Origin of the sequence: Pseudomonas sp. 58 R 3, from assembly GCF_900006605.1 — a bacterium.
GTDB lineage: Bacteria > Pseudomonadota > Gammaproteobacteria > Pseudomonadales > Pseudomonadaceae > Aquipseudomonas > Aquipseudomonas salomonii.
In genome coordinates, this window is sequence record NZ_CVTT01000010.1 from 1 (window position 1) to 14,460 (window position 14,460).

The window sequence follows — 14,460 nt, forward strand, 5'->3', positions numbered from 1 at the left end:
CCGGCTGGAGTGCGACCGGTGGCAAGGGCGGCGCAGCGGCTGGCGGTATCTATAACGCCAGCGGCGCCACCTTGACTGTCGTTGGCACCAGCTCGATTACCGGTAACATCGGTGCTGGCGGCGGTGGTGGCGGCGGTTCGGCGGCTGGCAGCGGCATCACGCTGAACGGCGGTGGCGGTGGCCTGGGCGTCGGTGCCATCTGGAACAAAGGCACGGTATTGATCACAGCGAGCAACTTCGCGGCACTGGGCGGTTCGGCCAACACCGGTGCCAGCGGCAACGGTGGCTTTTCCACCGCCGCCACGGCCGGTAATAAACCGACAGCAGTCAACGGCCTGTACAACGACATTGGCGGTACGGCGAACACCGCCTACAACCCGGCACCGACCGCCACCATCGTGGTCGGCAGCGCCGCCCAGCACATCGGCAGCACCTCACTGGTGACCATTACCTTCAACCAGGCGGTGACCGGCTTTACCAATGCCGACCTGACCGTGGCCAACGGTACCCTGGGCCCGGTCAGTACCAGCGACGGCGGTATTACCTACACAGCGACCTTTACACCCAGCACCAACGTCACCAGCGCCACCAACCAAATCGTCCTCGACAACACCGGCGTCAACAGTGTGGCAACAGGTACGGCGGGCGCTGGCACCACCTCGTCCAACAACTACAGCGTTGACACCACGCGGCCGACCGCAACCATCGCGGTGGTTGCGCCTACGCTGAGCACCACGGTCAACTCGACAGTCAATATTACCTTCAGCGAAGCCGTGTCCGGTTTCAGCTTGACTGATATGTCGGCCACCAACGGCACCCTGAGCAACCTGGCCACCAGCGACAATATTCACTGGACCGCCACCCTGACGCCGAACGCCGGCAACACCAGCAGTGGCAATGTGGTGACGCTGGACAACGCCCTCTATACCGACGTTGCAACCAACGCAGGCAGCGGCACGACCACCTCCAATACCTATGGCATCGATACGCTGCGGCCGACCGCCAGTATCGTGGTGGACACTACCACGCTGAACATCGGCGGAACCTCCCTGGTGACCATCACCTTCAGCGAGGCCGTCACCGGCCTTACCTCGGCTGATTTGACCGTTGCCAACGGCACCGTCAGTGGGCTCAGCAGCGGCGATGGCGGTGTGACCTGGACCGGCACACTCGCGGCCACCGCCGGCATCACCGACACCACCAACGTGATCACCCTGGCCAACAATGGCGTCAGCGACGCGGCCGGCAATGCGGGCACCGGCACCACCGACTCCAACAACTACGTCATCGACACGCAGCGACCGACCGCAACCATCGTGGTCGCCGACAACGCATTGAAGCTCGGTGAGACCTCGCTGGTGACCATCACCTTCTCCGAAGCGGTCACCGGTTTCACCAACGCCGACCTGACTGTTGCCAACGGCACCTTGACCGCCGTCAGCAGCGGCAACGGTGGCATCACCTGGACCGCGACCTTCACGCCGACCAGCAACATCACCGACACCACCAACCTGATCACCCTGGATAACACCGGCGTCAGCGACGGGGCCGGCAACACCGGCACCGGCAGCACCACCTCCAACAACTATGCGGTCGACACACAACGGCCAACGGCAACGATTGTGCTGGCCGACCCCGCGCTGAAAATCGGCGGTACCTCGCTGGTGACTATCACCTTCAGCGAAGCAGTCACCGGCCTCACCAACGCCGACCTGACCATCGCCAATGGCACCTTGACCGCTGTGAGCAGCGCCGACGGCGGCGTTACCTGGACCGCGACCTTTACGCCAGACAGCAACATCACCGACAGCACCAACCTCATCACTCTGGACAACACCGGCATTGCTGACCAGGCTGGCAACGCCGGCAGCGGCACGACCGATTCCAACAATTACGCCATCGATACCCAGCGCCCGACCGCGAGCATTATTTTGGCCGACCCGACGCTGAGCGCGGGCGAAACCTCGTTGGTGACCATTACCTTTTCCGAAGCGGTCACTGGGTTCACCAACGCCGACCTGACCATTGCCAACGGCACCTTGAGCGCGGTCAGCAGCGCCGACGGCGGCATCACCTGGACCGCGACCTTCACGCCAACGGCGAATATGCGCAGCACCACCAACATCATCACGCTGCAGAACACCGGCGTGAGTGACTTGGCAGGTAACGTTGGTTTTGGCACATCCAACTCCGGCAACTACGTAATCGATACCAGGGCCCCGACTGCAACCATCGTGGTCGCAGACAACTCGCTGACCATCGGCGAGACCTCGCTGGTGACCATCACCTTCTCCGAAGCGGTTACCGGTTTCACCAACGCCGACCTGACCATCGCCAATGGCACCTTATCGGCGGTGAGCAGTGCTGACGGCGGTATTACCTGGACCGCGACGCTGACACCGACCAATGCCATCACCGACACCGCCAACCTGATCACGCTGGACAACAGCGGCGTACAAAACGGCTCGGGTAACACTGGCGTCGGCACCACCCACTCCAATAATTACGCGATCGATACCCAGCGACCCACGGCCACTATCGCGGTGGCCGACAGCGCATTGGCGATTGGCGAGACGTCACAGGTGATTATCACCTTCTCCGAGGCGGTCACTGGTTTCACCAACGCCGACCTGACCATCGCCAACGGCACCCTGAGCGCGGTGAGCAGCAGCGATGGCGGCCTTACCTGGACCGCGACCTTTACGCCGACCAGCAACGTCACCGACAGCACCAACCTGATCACCCTGGACAACACCGGCATTGCTGACCAGGCGGGCAACGCCGGCAGCGGCACCACCGACTCCAACAACTATGCAATCGACAGCCAGCGGCCCACCGCGACCATCGTGATTGCCGACCCGTCCTTGAGCGCCGGCGAAACCACCTTGGTTACGGTGACCTTCTCCGAAGCGGTGACGGGTTTCGACAACAGCGACCTGAGCGTCGCCAACGGTACTTTGAGTGCAGTCAGCAGCAGCGATGGCGGCATCACCTGGACCGCGACCTTCACGCCGACGGTCGGCGTTCGGGACGCCACCAACCTGATCACCTTGAACAACAGTGGCGTCAGCGATATTGCCGGTAACGTCGGCACCGGCACGACCAACTCCGGCAACTACACCATCGATACGGTGTTGCCGACCGCCAGCATCGTGGTTGCCGATAACGTCCTCAAAGCCGGCGAGACATCCCTGGTGACCATCACCTTCAGCGAAGCGGTGAGCGGTTTCACCAACGCCGACCTGACCATTGCCAACGGTACCTTGAGCGCCGTCAGCAGTAGCGATGGCGGTATCACCTGGACGGCAAGCCTCACCCCGACCAACAACATCACCGACAGCACCAACCTGATCACGCTGGATAACCGCGGCGTACAAAACGTTTCGGGTAATGCCGGTGCAGGTGCCACCGGCTCCAACAACTACGCGATTGATACCCAGCGCCCAACCGCCACTGTCGTGGTCGCCCAACCGACGCTTGCCGTCGGCCAGTCGACTCAGGTAGCGGTGACGTTCTCCGAGGCGGTCACAGGCTTTACCAACGCGGACCTGACCATCGCCAACGGCACCTTGAGCGCGGTAAGCAGCAGCGATGGCGGTATCACCTGGACCGCAATGTTCACACCGGCTGCCGGTATCACGGCCATCCGCGACCTGATCACGTTGAATAACACCGGTGTCAACGACCTGACGGGCAACGCGGGCACGGGTACCACAGACTCCAACACTTACAGCATCGACACCCAGCCGCCGACTGCCACCATCGTGATTGCCAACCCGCTCCTGACTGCCGGTGGCACCAGCCTCGTAACCGTGACTTTTTCGGAGCCGGTGACGGGGTTCAACAACAGTGACCTGATGGTGGGCAACGGCAGCCTCAGCACAATGACGTCCAGCGATGGCGGGCGCACCTGGACTGGGGTATTGACACCCATCGATGGCATTCAGGCCAGCAGCAATGTCATTACGCTGAACAACTACGGTGTGAAGGATCTTGCAGGCAACGACGGTTCGGGTTGGACCAGCTCCAATACGTTCAACATCCAGACCTCACACCCTACCGCGACCCTCGAGATCTACGATACGGTCATCGGTAAGGACGAAATACAGATCGTAACGGTGCGTTTCTCCGAGGCGGTGCAGGGCTTCAACCTCAGCAGTCTGCAGGCTCCGAATGGCACTTTCAGCCAATTTACCCGTTACAGCGACACGCTTTACACCGCAGTATTCACGCCGAATGCAAACGTGACGGCCGCCAACAATGTGATCACCCTGGACACCAGCAGCGTTCAAAACGCCGCCGGCAATAGAGGCATTGTGAACGCGGTGTCGCCGGTGTTTGCCGTCGATACGGTTATACCCACGTTTACCTGGACGCTGTCCGACAAGTTGCTGGAACCGGGCGAGACCGCCACCGTTACCGTGACCTTTTCCGAGCCAGTCACCGGCTTTGACAACCGCGCCATTCTCAATCTGCAAGCGGCCACATTGAGTCCGTTCTACAGCCTCGACGGCGGCATGACCTGGCAGGCGACACTGACGCCGACGCCGGGCGCGGGTTCCTCGGGCAGCTACCTCATTGGTTTGTCCCTGGCTTACGTCAAGGACTTGGCCGGCAACACCAACTATTCGTTCGATACCAGCTCAATGATCGCCTACACGGTTGATCACGCGCCGCTCAGTTCCAATGTCTACCTGAGCTCCGAGCGTTTGGCGGTCGGCGGATCGAGCACCGTTTCCATCTACTTCAACAAGGCTGTAACCAACTTTGACCTGAGCGACCTCAGCGCCGACAACGGCGTGCTGTCCAACCTGCACACCAGTGATGGTGGTATCAGCTGGCAGGCAACACTGACGCCCTTCGCCAATACCACCAGTGCCCAAAACGTGGTGCGGCTCAACAACGCCGGCGTGACCTACTACGGCGGCAGCACCGGTGCAGGTATCACCACTTCGCGCAACTACACGGTCGATACCCAACGCCCGACCTCCACCATTGTGGTCGACAAGACCAGCCTGGGCGGCAGCGAGAAGGCCACCGTGACCATTACCTTCAGTGAAGCCGTTGAGTTCTACAACAGCCCACAGGCGCAGAACGCCTGGCTCAGCGGCCTGAAAAGCGTGGACGGCGGCATCACCTGGACCGCTACGCTCACGCCGCAGCGCTACATCGAAGATACCCGCAACGTGGTGAGCCTGGACAATACCCAAGTGCATGACCTCAGCGGCAACGCGGGCCTGGGGACCAGTACGTCGAACACCTACGCGATCGATACCCGCCCGGCCACTGCCACGATTGTGGTCGACAAGGCCGAGCTTGCCGGCGGCGAAACGGCCAACGTCACGATCACCTTCAACGAGGCGGTGTCGGGCTTGAAACTGGGCAACCTGAGTGTCGCCAGTGGCGTGTTGAGCAACTTGAAAAGTGTCGATGGCGGCATCACCTGGACCGCCACGCTGACGCCTAAAGATCATCTGCAGAACGGGTATGACACGGTAGTACTGGATGGCAAAGGGATAATGGATGCGGCAGGCAACTCGTCAGCCAGCACGTATGCCTACTCGAGTTATTTTGCCGTCGATACCCAAGGCCCGCAGGTGTACATCGAGGTATCGGATACCCAGCTCAAGGCCGGGCAGGGCACCCAGGTGTTTATCTGGTTCAGCGAGCCCGTGCGGGGCTTCGACCTGTCCAGCCTGAAGGTGCAGAACGGCAGCCTGTCCAACCTGCAAAGCGGCGAGGGCGGCTACTACTGGACTGCGACCCTGACGCCGAACAACAACGTCAACAACAGCAGCAACGTCATCCGCATCGACAACAGCACGATCCGCGACCTGGCCGGTAACGCCGGCGAAGGCATCAGCCAGTCCAATGCCTATGCCATCAACAGTGTCACGGTCACCGCTGATCCGCTGACCTTGACCGGCGGCGTTGCCAGGCCGGTGATCGATACGACGTACCTGCCGCTGCAACCGGGCATCTTCACCCCACCCACCGGCAACCTCGGCTCACCGCTGACGTTCGCGCCGCTGTTTGAGCAGCGCGTACTGGGCGACGGCATGCGCCCGCTGGGCGACATCTTCATCAACAACGGCGCCACCAGCCCGAGCTTTATCGCGCAGGTGTTCACCAGCAACGACAACGTCGGCGACGGTTCCGGCAAAGGTTTCCTGGGCTTTGGCGGCGGCGATGGCGGAGTGTTTGGTTCCAGCACCTTGTCGGGCCTGTTCAACCGTGAAACCGGCGCAGACGACAGCGCTCTCAAGGCGTTCGACAGCCAATCGATCAAAGGCCAGGGCGACCCGGCCCATGGGCTGCGCGGCGTCTTTGGCGCGCCAACCCTCGGTCAGCAATTGCAGCAGATCAAAGACACCGAACAACGCCAGGTGATCGACCTGGCGCACGCACTGCAACAAGTCGGCATCAGCGAAATGCAGGCTTGAAGACACTTAATCAAGGCGCAGGAACAGGGGCAGTCCACGGATGAAAACAGGTCATAAGTTGTTCGGCGCCAGCTTGCTGGCGCTGGCGATCAGCGGTTGCGCGGTCACCAGTGAGCCGATTGAACGCAGTGTCAGCGAGCAGCGAGCCCGCAGCGATCTGCAAGGCATGTACAAGGACCAGGAGCCGTTAAGTGGCCCGTTGACGCTGCACCAGGCCATGGCCCGTGCAGTGAAATACAACCTCGAAGGCCGTTTGAAAGTGATGGAAGAGGCCCTGGCCAAACGCCAGTCGGACCTCTCGAGTTTTGACATGCTGCCGCGCATGGCGCTGTCGGCAGGCTACGCCGGGCGCAACAACACCAACGCCTCCAGCAGCCAGAGCGTGCTCACCGGCACCCAGTCCCTGGAACCCTCGACCTCCCAGGACCGCGACCGCCGCGTGGCCGATTTGACCATGGTGTGGAACGTGCTCGACTTCGGCGTCAGCTACATCAGCGCCAAGCAGCAGGGCGACCAGCGCCTGATCATCCAGGAGCGCCGGCGCAAGGTGATCAACACCATCGTCCAGGACGTGCGCTCTGCGTATTGGCGCGCCGTGGCGGCCGAGCGTTTGCTGGGCCAGATCGACAGCCTGATGGCCCGCGTCGACCAGGCCCAGAGCAACAGCCAGAGCATGAGCGAACAACGCATCGGCGACCCGGTGCAGGCCCTCGGGTACCAGCGCTCGCTGATCGAAGCCACGCGCCAATTGCAGGAGCAGCGCCGCGCGTTGTCCCTGGCCAAGACCGAACTGGCCACCTTGATCAACCTGCCCATGGGCACCGACCTCAAGCTGGCGACGCCGGATAACTACAGCGTGCCTGAGCTGAAGGTCAACCTGGCAAGCCTGGAGCAGGAAGCCCTGGCCAACCGCCCCGAACTGCGCGAGCAGGACTACCAGACCCGCATCAGCGCCGCCGAAACCCGCAAAGCCATGCTGCGCCTGCTGCCCGGCCTGGAGTTCTCGGCGGGTGGGCATTACGACAGCAACTCGTTCCTCACCGACAACCGCTGGGCCGATTACGGCGCCAAGATCACCTGGAATCTGTTCAACGTGATTTCCGCGCCCGCTGCCATCGACGTCGCCAAGGCCGGTGAAGAAGTCGCCACCGCCCGGCGTCAGGCGATGTCCATCGCCGTATTGGCGCAAATCTACGTGGCCAACGCCAACTACCAGGACGCCGTGCGCCAGTTCAAGACCAACGACCAGTTGGCCAACATCGACGGGCAAATCCTCACCCAACTGCGCAACCGCCACGAAGCGGCTGGCCTGGGCGAACTCGACCTGATCCAGGGCGAACTCAATACCCTGCAAGCCGACCTGCGCCGCGACCTGGCCTACGCCGACCTGCGCAACGCCTACGGCCAGATCTTCGCCAGCGCCGGGCTTGACCCGTTGCCCGAGCAACTGGATTCGGACCGCGTGCAAGCCATTGCCACCGCCTTGGCCAGCCGCGAGTCGGCGTGGGCTGCGGGTAACATCACCACGCCAGTGCCACGCGCCGTCGTCAAGTAAGCAAGCGACACTGACGGCGAGTTCCCCTCGCCGTCAGCCTGGCGGGCGCGTGGGTTAGACTCAGGAAAACCACCTTCCAAGGAGCCTGCCATGGAATCGCCTGTGCATAGCTTGCCGTCACTGTTCAAACAGCTCGGCCTGCCGCATGACCCGGTAAGTATTGAGCGGTTTGTGGCGGTGCATTCGCCGCTGAAGCCCGAATTACATCTCGCGGATGCGTTCTTTTGGACGCCCGGCCAGAAGGCGTTTCTGCGCGAAGAAATTCTCGACGATGCGGATTGGGCTGAGGTAGTGGATGAGCTGAATCTGTTACTGCGGGAAGGGCGCGGGGTGTAAAAAATGTGGGAGCTGGCTTGTCGGGTCGCCGCATCGCTGCGATGGCGATAGTTCAGTCAACATCGACCTCGACTGATCCACCGCTATCGCAGGCAAGCCAGCTCCCACAGGTGTTTTGTTCTGCCGCAAATCTAACGTTCGCGCTCAAACCCGCTTTACTTACCTTTACCTCCCACCACCCATCCATAAAAGTGTTTCAAAACTTGACGGCTTTGGATCCATCCACCATATTGATAGTTAGCAAACTAACTGTATGCGAACAATCCAGTGTCCCAAACCCTCGAACAACTTCAGATGAACCTCAGCAGCAGCATGGTGGTGGGCGCCCGTAACTGGCGCAAAATCTGCCAGACCACGCTGGTGAGCTATGGCATTTCCGAAGCCTGCGCCGTGCCGCTGTTGATGATCGGCCGCTTGGGCGACGGTGTGCACCAGGTGAAAGTGGCCCAGGCATCCGGCATGGAAAGCCCGTCGTTGGTGCGCCTGCTTGATCGTCTGTGCCATGACGGTTACGTCTGCCGCACCGAAGACGTCCATGACCGTCGCGCCAAGGCCTTGAGCCTTACCGAGCGCGGCCGTGAGCTGGTGCAGGCGGTGGAGGTGCAACTGGTGCGCCTGCGCCAGGAAGTGTTGGCCGACATCGCCCACGGCGACCTTGAAGCGGCGTTGCGTGTACTGCGGGCCTTCGAGGCGGCTGAGGCGACCTCTTGAACGGATTTTTTACCGGCATGCCGCCGGCCCGCGACTGGTTCTACGGCGTGCGCACCTTTGCGGCGTCGATGATCGCCCTGTACATCGCCATGCTCATGCAAATGCCGCGTCCGTACTGGGCGATGGCCACGGTGTATATCGTCTCCAGCCCATTTGTCGGCCCCACCAGCTCCAAGGCGTTGTACCGCGCCATCGGCACCTTCATGGGCGCGGCGGCGGCGGTGTTTTTTGTGCCGATGTTTATTCAGACGCCGTACCTGCTGGTGGTGATCATTGCGCTGTGGACCGGCACTTTGTTGTTTTTGTCTTTGCACCTGCGTACCGCCAACAGCTACGCGCTGATGCTGGCCGGCTACACCTTGCCGCTGATCGCCTTGCCGGTGGTGGATAACCCGCTGGCGGTGTGGGACGTGGCCGAGGCGCGTACCGAAGAAATCTTCCTCGGCATTGCCGTTGCGGCCGTTGTGGGCGCGATGTTCTGGCCGCGGCGCCTGATGCCGGTGTTCGACGGCTCGGTGGCCAAGTGGTTTGCCGACGCTCAGGTCTATAGTCAGCGCTTTCTGACCCGTAACGTTGCGCCCGACCAAATCAGCACCTTGCGCGGCGGCATGGTCGCCACCTTCAACACCCTGGAACTGATGATCGGCCAGTTGCCCCACGAAGGCGCACGGCCGCAGACGGTGCGCAACACCAAGGAACTGCGCGGGCGCATGATTCACCTGCTGCCGGTGATCGACGCGCTGGACGACGCGATCTACGCCATCGAACACCGCGCCCCGGAGTTTCTCGACCGGCTCACGCCGTTGCTGCACGAAGCCGACGCCTGGCTGGCGAGCACCACCGAAGAGGCGCCGCTGGAACGCTGGCGCGTGTTGCGCGACAGGATCGACGCCGCGCAACCCCAGGGCGAAGCGCTGGACGACCGCCACACGCTGCTGTTTTCCAACGCCCTGTACCGCCTCGGCGAGTGGGTAGACCTGTGGCAAGACTGCCGCAGCCTGCAAGCCGCCATCCAGTGCGAAAGCCAGGACACCTGGCGCGCCGTGTACCGCCACTGGCGCCTGGGCCGGCTCACGCCGTTCCTCGACCGTGGCCTGATGTTCTACTCGGCGTTTTCCACCGTTACCGCGATCATTGTCGCCTCGGTGCTGTGGATTCTGCTGGGCTGGACCGACGGCGGCAGCGCGGTGATTCTCGCCGCCGTGGCGTGCAGCTTTTTTGCCTCCATGGACGACCCCGCGCCGCAGATCTACCGGTTCTTTTTCTGGACCGCGATGTCGGTGCTGTTCGCCAGCCTGTACCTGTTTCTGGTGCTGCCCAACCTGCACGACTTCCCGATGCTGGTGTTGGCGTTTGCGGTGCCGTTTATCTGCATCGGCACCCTCACGGTGCAGCCGCGTTTCTACCTCGGCATGCTGCTGACGCTGGTCAACACCTCGTCGTTTATCAGCATCCAGGGCGCCTACGACGCGGACTTCCTCAACTTCGCCAACGTCAACCTGGCCGGGCCGGTGGGCTTGTTGTTTGCCTTTGTGTGGACGCTGATCGCACGGCCTTTCGGCGCTGAATTGGCGGCCAAACGCCTGACCCGCTTCAGTTGGCGCGACATCGTCACGCTCACCGAGCCTGCGACCCTGGCCGAACACCGGCACATGGCCGTGCAAATGCTCGATCGCCTGATGCAGCACCTGCCGCGCCTGGCCCTGATCGGCCAGGACACCGGCAGCGCCCTGCGCGACTTGCGTGTGGCGCTGAACCTGCTCGACCTGCTGGCCTACTCGCCACGCATCTACGGCGTGCCACGGGTGTTGCTTAACCAGGTGGTCGAAGGCGTGGGCGGTTACTTCAAGGCCTGCCTCAAGGCGGGTGAACGCTTGCCCGCGCCCAGTGGTCTGCTGATGACCCTCGACCGCACCCGCCGCGCCCTCAACGGCCAGGGCAGGCAAGACGAAGAAGACACTCGCCTGCATCTGCTGCACGCACTGGCCGGCCTGCGCCTGTCGTTGCTGCCCGGCGTGGAATTTATTGACGGCACCGAGCGGGAAGCGCCGTTACCTGATGGAGCGCCTTTATGATCGGTGATCTGGATATCAGCGGGGTGTTCCTGCCCACGCTGCTGGTGCTGATGGGCATTACGTATGTGTTGTTTCTGGTGGTGCACGGGCTGTTGACGCGCATTCACTTCTATCGCCTGGTCTGGCACCGGGCATTGTTCAATGTGGGGCTCTACGCGCTGTTACTGGGCGCTGTGGACTCACTCAGTCGATACCTCATGACATGAAAAAACCTTTTTTGACCATCGGCCGTGTCGTCCTGACGTTATTGATAGTGACCTTCGCTGTCGTCGTTGTGTGGCGCATGGTCATGTACTACATGTTTGCACCCTGGACCCGTGACGGGCATATCCGTGCCGACATCGTGCAGATCGCCCCGGACGTGTCCGGGCTGATCCAGCAAGTCGACGTGCGCGACAACCAGTTGGTGACCAAGGGCCAGGTGCTGTTCGCCGTCGACCAGGACCGCTTCAAGCTGGCCCTGCGCCAAGCCCAGGCTGCCGTGGCCGACCGCCAGGAAACCCTGGCCCAGGCCAACCGCGAGTACAAGCGTAACCGTGGCCTGGGCAACCTGGTGCCCAGCGAGCAACTGGAAGAAAGCCAGTCCCGCGTGGCCCGTGCCCAATCGGCCCTGGCCGAAGCCCAGGTGACTGTTGACGCCGCCCAGCTCAACCTCGACCGCTCGGTGATCCGCAGCCCCGTGGACGGCTACGTCAACGACCGTGCACCGCGCAACCAGGAATTCGTCACCGCCGGGCGCCCGGTGTTGTCGGTGGTGGACAGCAATTCCTTCCACATCGACGGTTACTTTGAAGAGACCAAGCTCGACGGCATCCATGTCGGCATGGCTGTGGACATTCGCGTGATCGGCGACAACGCCCGTCTGCGCGGGCATGTGCAGAGCATCGTCGCCGGTATCGAAGACCGCGACCGCACCAGCGGTTCCAACCTGCTGCCCAACGTCAACCCGGCGTTCAGCTGGGTGCGCCTGGCTCAGCGGATTCCGGTGCGCATTGCCTTTGACGACGTGCCGGCGGATTTCCGCATGATCGCCGGGCGCACGGCTACGGTGTCGATCATCGGCGATAAGGTCAAAGACGGAGAGCAACCATGAAGCAGCTGCTGGCAACCGCTGCGCTGGGTTTGCTGCTGTCGGCCTGCCAGGCGGTAGGCCCGGATTACACACTGCCGGAAACGTCCGCCATCAACCGTGGCGACCTGCAAGGGCAGCTTGCGGGCGAGGGCAACAACGTGGTGTCGGCGCCGGTGCCGGCCGATTGGTGGAAGCTCTACAACGACCCGCGCCTGGATGAACTGGTGCGCCAGGCCATGGCCTCCAACACCGATTTGCGCGTGGCTGCCGCCAACCTGCAGCGCGCGCGCTTCCAGACCCAGGAAGCTGAATCTGCAGGCGGCTGGAGTGCCGGCGCCAAGGCTGAAGCCCAGCGCCTGCAGGAGTCGGGCGAAGCGTTTTTGCTGACGGAAAAAGTCCCGGTGGCCAACATCGGCAGCGCCAGCATCAGCACGTCCTACCAGTTTGACCTGTTCGGCACCTTGCAGCGTGGCATCGAAAGCGCTCACGCCAGCGCCGACGCGGCCCAGGCCGCCGCCGATATTGCGCGCATTACGCTGGTGGCCGATGTGGTGCGCTCCTACACCCAGGTCTGTGCGGCCAATGAAGAGCTGGCGATTGCCAACGAGTCCCTCGACCTGCAAGGCCAGAGCACCAAGCTCACCCAGCGCCTGCGCGACGCCGGGCGCGGTGACGAAACCCAGGTGACCCGCTCGCAGACCCAATACAAATCCTTGCGCGCCGAGATCCCGCGCTATCAGGCATCGCGTCAGGCGGGCCTGTTCCGTTTGTCGATGCTGTTGGCCAAACCGGTGGACCAGTTGCCCGCGGGCACCGGCACCTGCGCCGAGCTGCCGCATATCGCCCAATTGCTGCCGGTGGGCGACGGCGCTGCGCTGCTCAAGCGCCGCCCCGACGTGCGCCAGGCCGAACGCCAACTGGCGGCGGCCACCGCGCGTATCGGCGTGGCCACCGGCGCGTTGTACCCGGACATCAGCATCGGCGCCACGGTGGGTACGGTCGGCATTCTTGACGACCTCGGCACCCCTGCCACCAATCGCTGGGGTTTTGGCCCGCTGATCAGCTGGACGGTGCCGACCAACGGCGCGCGTGCACGTATCCACGAAGCCGAAGCCGCGACCCAGGGCGCCCTGGCGCACTTTGACGGCGTGGTGCTCAATGCTATCCGTGAAACCCAGACCGGCCTTGCGCAGTACACCGCACAACTGCAACGCCGCGACGCCCTGGCCGATGCCGGTGCGTCCGCCAAGGAAGCTTCGCAGCAGACGCACCGCTTCTTCCAGGCCGGCCGTGCCTCGTTCCTGGCCGACCTGCAAGCCACCCGCACCTACACCGATGTGCGCGCGCAGCTGGCGGCAGCCAACACGCAAGTTGCCATGAGCCAGATCGATCTGTTCCTGGCCTTGGGCGGCGGTTGGGAAAGCGGACGAACGCAGGCGTCACAACCCGGCAAACCCTGAGCGAATAGCTATGCTTTGACAGGCGGGCCACCGTGAGGCTCGCCTGACAAAGTTCGCGTTTGCTCATGGGGATTCCAATAATGAAAAACCCTTATGCTCCCGCATTCTGGTGCGTACTCTTCGCACTGGTGTTGTTATCGGCTGCCTATTTCTACGGCGTCATGCTTGCCCACCAACTCGACAAGGCCATGGTGTTTCTCGACAGCGCCTGCCTGGTGATCGGCACCTTGTCCATCGGCGTGGTGGCCTGGGCGTCCTATCAAAATCAACGGGTGAAGAAAAAGCTGCTTCAACAAGGCAAGACCCGCGTGGCGATCTGGGATACCAAGGTCGCCCTGCGTCGCGTCGAAACCGTGTTCGACCGCTATTTCTGGGGCAGCTACTGGCAGCCCGGGCGCACCTTCCAGGAAGTCATGGGCGAGCTCACCGGCACGCCACTGGAAAAAAGCCTCGAAGCCCTGAAAAAACAATGTGTGGTGCTCGACCAACAGGTCGCCGACGGTAGGCATTGGCTGAATAACGCACGGGAATTGTCCGACGTGGCCACACAAATGGCGCGGGAACGCTACCAGCTGGACTTCTGCGACCCCAAGGCCGATACCCCCAGCAACGCCGTGATACACCGCGAGTTTGAGGTGTTGGTGTACACCTGGACCGCACGCTTGAAGAGTTTCGACCACCAACTCGATGAGGTTGAATTGGAATACTCGTGAACCAACCGCTGACCTGACCCCTCTGAAAAGCTGGGCCGTTTTCGGCCTCCAGTGCTAATCTTCCCCCGTTTTCGGCGGGTTTGAGCCAACCCCTC

9 protein-coding genes are annotated in these 14,460 nt (G+C 62.4%); all 9 read left to right on the forward strand.

The annotated features are described in order from the left end of the window. A partial coding sequence (locus BFP92_RS01630) for an Ig-like domain-containing protein (protein WP_239694227.1) occupies positions 1 to 6,443 on the forward strand: 6,443 nt, incomplete at its 5' end. A 40-nt stretch (positions 6,444 to 6,483) separates the two neighbouring features. Continuing rightward, a complete protein-coding gene (locus BFP92_RS01635; RefSeq protein WP_017136601.1) occupies positions 6,484 to 7,998 on the forward strand; it encodes a TolC family protein in 1,515 nt (504 codons plus the stop codon). 90 nt (positions 7,999 to 8,088) lie between these two features. Beyond that, entirely contained in the window at positions 8,089 to 8,334 is a 246-nt protein-coding gene (locus BFP92_RS01640; protein WP_017136600.1) for a DUF2789 domain-containing protein, read from the forward strand. Positions 8,335 to 8,628: 294 nt separating this feature from the next. Beyond that, on the forward strand, positions 8,629 to 9,045 hold the full coding sequence (locus BFP92_RS01645; RefSeq protein WP_056858097.1) for a MarR family winged helix-turn-helix transcriptional regulator: 417 nt from the start codon (positions 8,629 to 8,631) through the stop codon (positions 9,043 to 9,045). Further along, on the forward strand, positions 9,042 to 11,120 hold the full coding sequence (locus BFP92_RS01650) for an FUSC family protein (protein WP_065911321.1): 2,079 nt from the start codon (positions 9,042 to 9,044) through the stop codon (positions 11,118 to 11,120). The genes BFP92_RS01645 and BFP92_RS01650 overlap by 4 nt, the downstream gene beginning before the upstream one ends. After that, on the forward strand, positions 11,117 to 11,326 hold the full coding sequence (locus tag BFP92_RS01655; RefSeq protein ID WP_016969155.1) for a DUF1656 domain-containing protein: 210 nt from the start codon (positions 11,117 to 11,119) through the stop codon (positions 11,324 to 11,326). The genes BFP92_RS01650 and BFP92_RS01655 overlap by 4 nt, the downstream gene beginning before the upstream one ends. Continuing rightward, positions 11,323 to 12,213: an efflux RND transporter periplasmic adaptor subunit gene (locus tag BFP92_RS01660; RefSeq protein WP_056858099.1), complete on the forward strand. Its 891-nt coding sequence runs from the start codon at positions 11,323 to 11,325 to the stop codon at positions 12,211 to 12,213. Before BFP92_RS01655 ends, BFP92_RS01660 begins: the two co-directional genes overlap by 4 nt. Beyond that, positions 12,210 to 13,652 (forward strand): efflux transporter outer membrane subunit, encoded by a 1,443-nt coding sequence (locus BFP92_RS01665; RefSeq protein ID WP_065911323.1) that lies wholly within the window; start codon positions 12,210 to 12,212, stop codon positions 13,650 to 13,652. Before BFP92_RS01660 ends, BFP92_RS01665 begins: the two co-directional genes overlap by 4 nt. An 80-nt stretch (positions 13,653 to 13,732) precedes the next feature. Continuing rightward, complete coding sequence (locus tag BFP92_RS01670; RefSeq protein WP_065911325.1) at positions 13,733 to 14,365, forward strand: NADH:ubiquinone oxidoreductase subunit N; 633 nt, start codon at positions 13,733 to 13,735, stop codon at positions 14,363 to 14,365. The last annotated feature ends 95 nt before the right edge of the window (positions 14,366 to 14,460 follow it).

Coding starts and splice junctions, on each gene's coding strand:
- BFP92_RS01655 (WP_016969155.1), top strand. CDS start 11,117: ATGATCGGTGATCTGGATATCAGCGGGGTGTTCCTGCCCACGCTGCTG.
- BFP92_RS01660 (WP_056858099.1), top strand. CDS start 11,323: ATGAAAAAACCTTTTTTGACCATCGGCCGTGTCGTCCTGACGTTATTG.
- BFP92_RS01665 (WP_065911323.1), top strand. CDS start 12,210: ATGAAGCAGCTGCTGGCAACCGCTGCGCTGGGTTTGCTGCTGTCGGCC.
- BFP92_RS01640 (WP_017136600.1), top strand. CDS start 8,089: ATGGAATCGCCTGTGCATAGCTTGCCGTCACTGTTCAAACAGCTCGGC.
- BFP92_RS01645 (WP_056858097.1), top strand. CDS start 8,629: ATGAACCTCAGCAGCAGCATGGTGGTGGGCGCCCGTAACTGGCGCAAA.
- BFP92_RS01670 (WP_065911325.1), top strand. CDS start 13,733: ATGAAAAACCCTTATGCTCCCGCATTCTGGTGCGTACTCTTCGCACTG.
- BFP92_RS01635 (WP_017136601.1), top strand. CDS start 6,484: ATGAAAACAGGTCATAAGTTGTTCGGCGCCAGCTTGCTGGCGCTGGCG.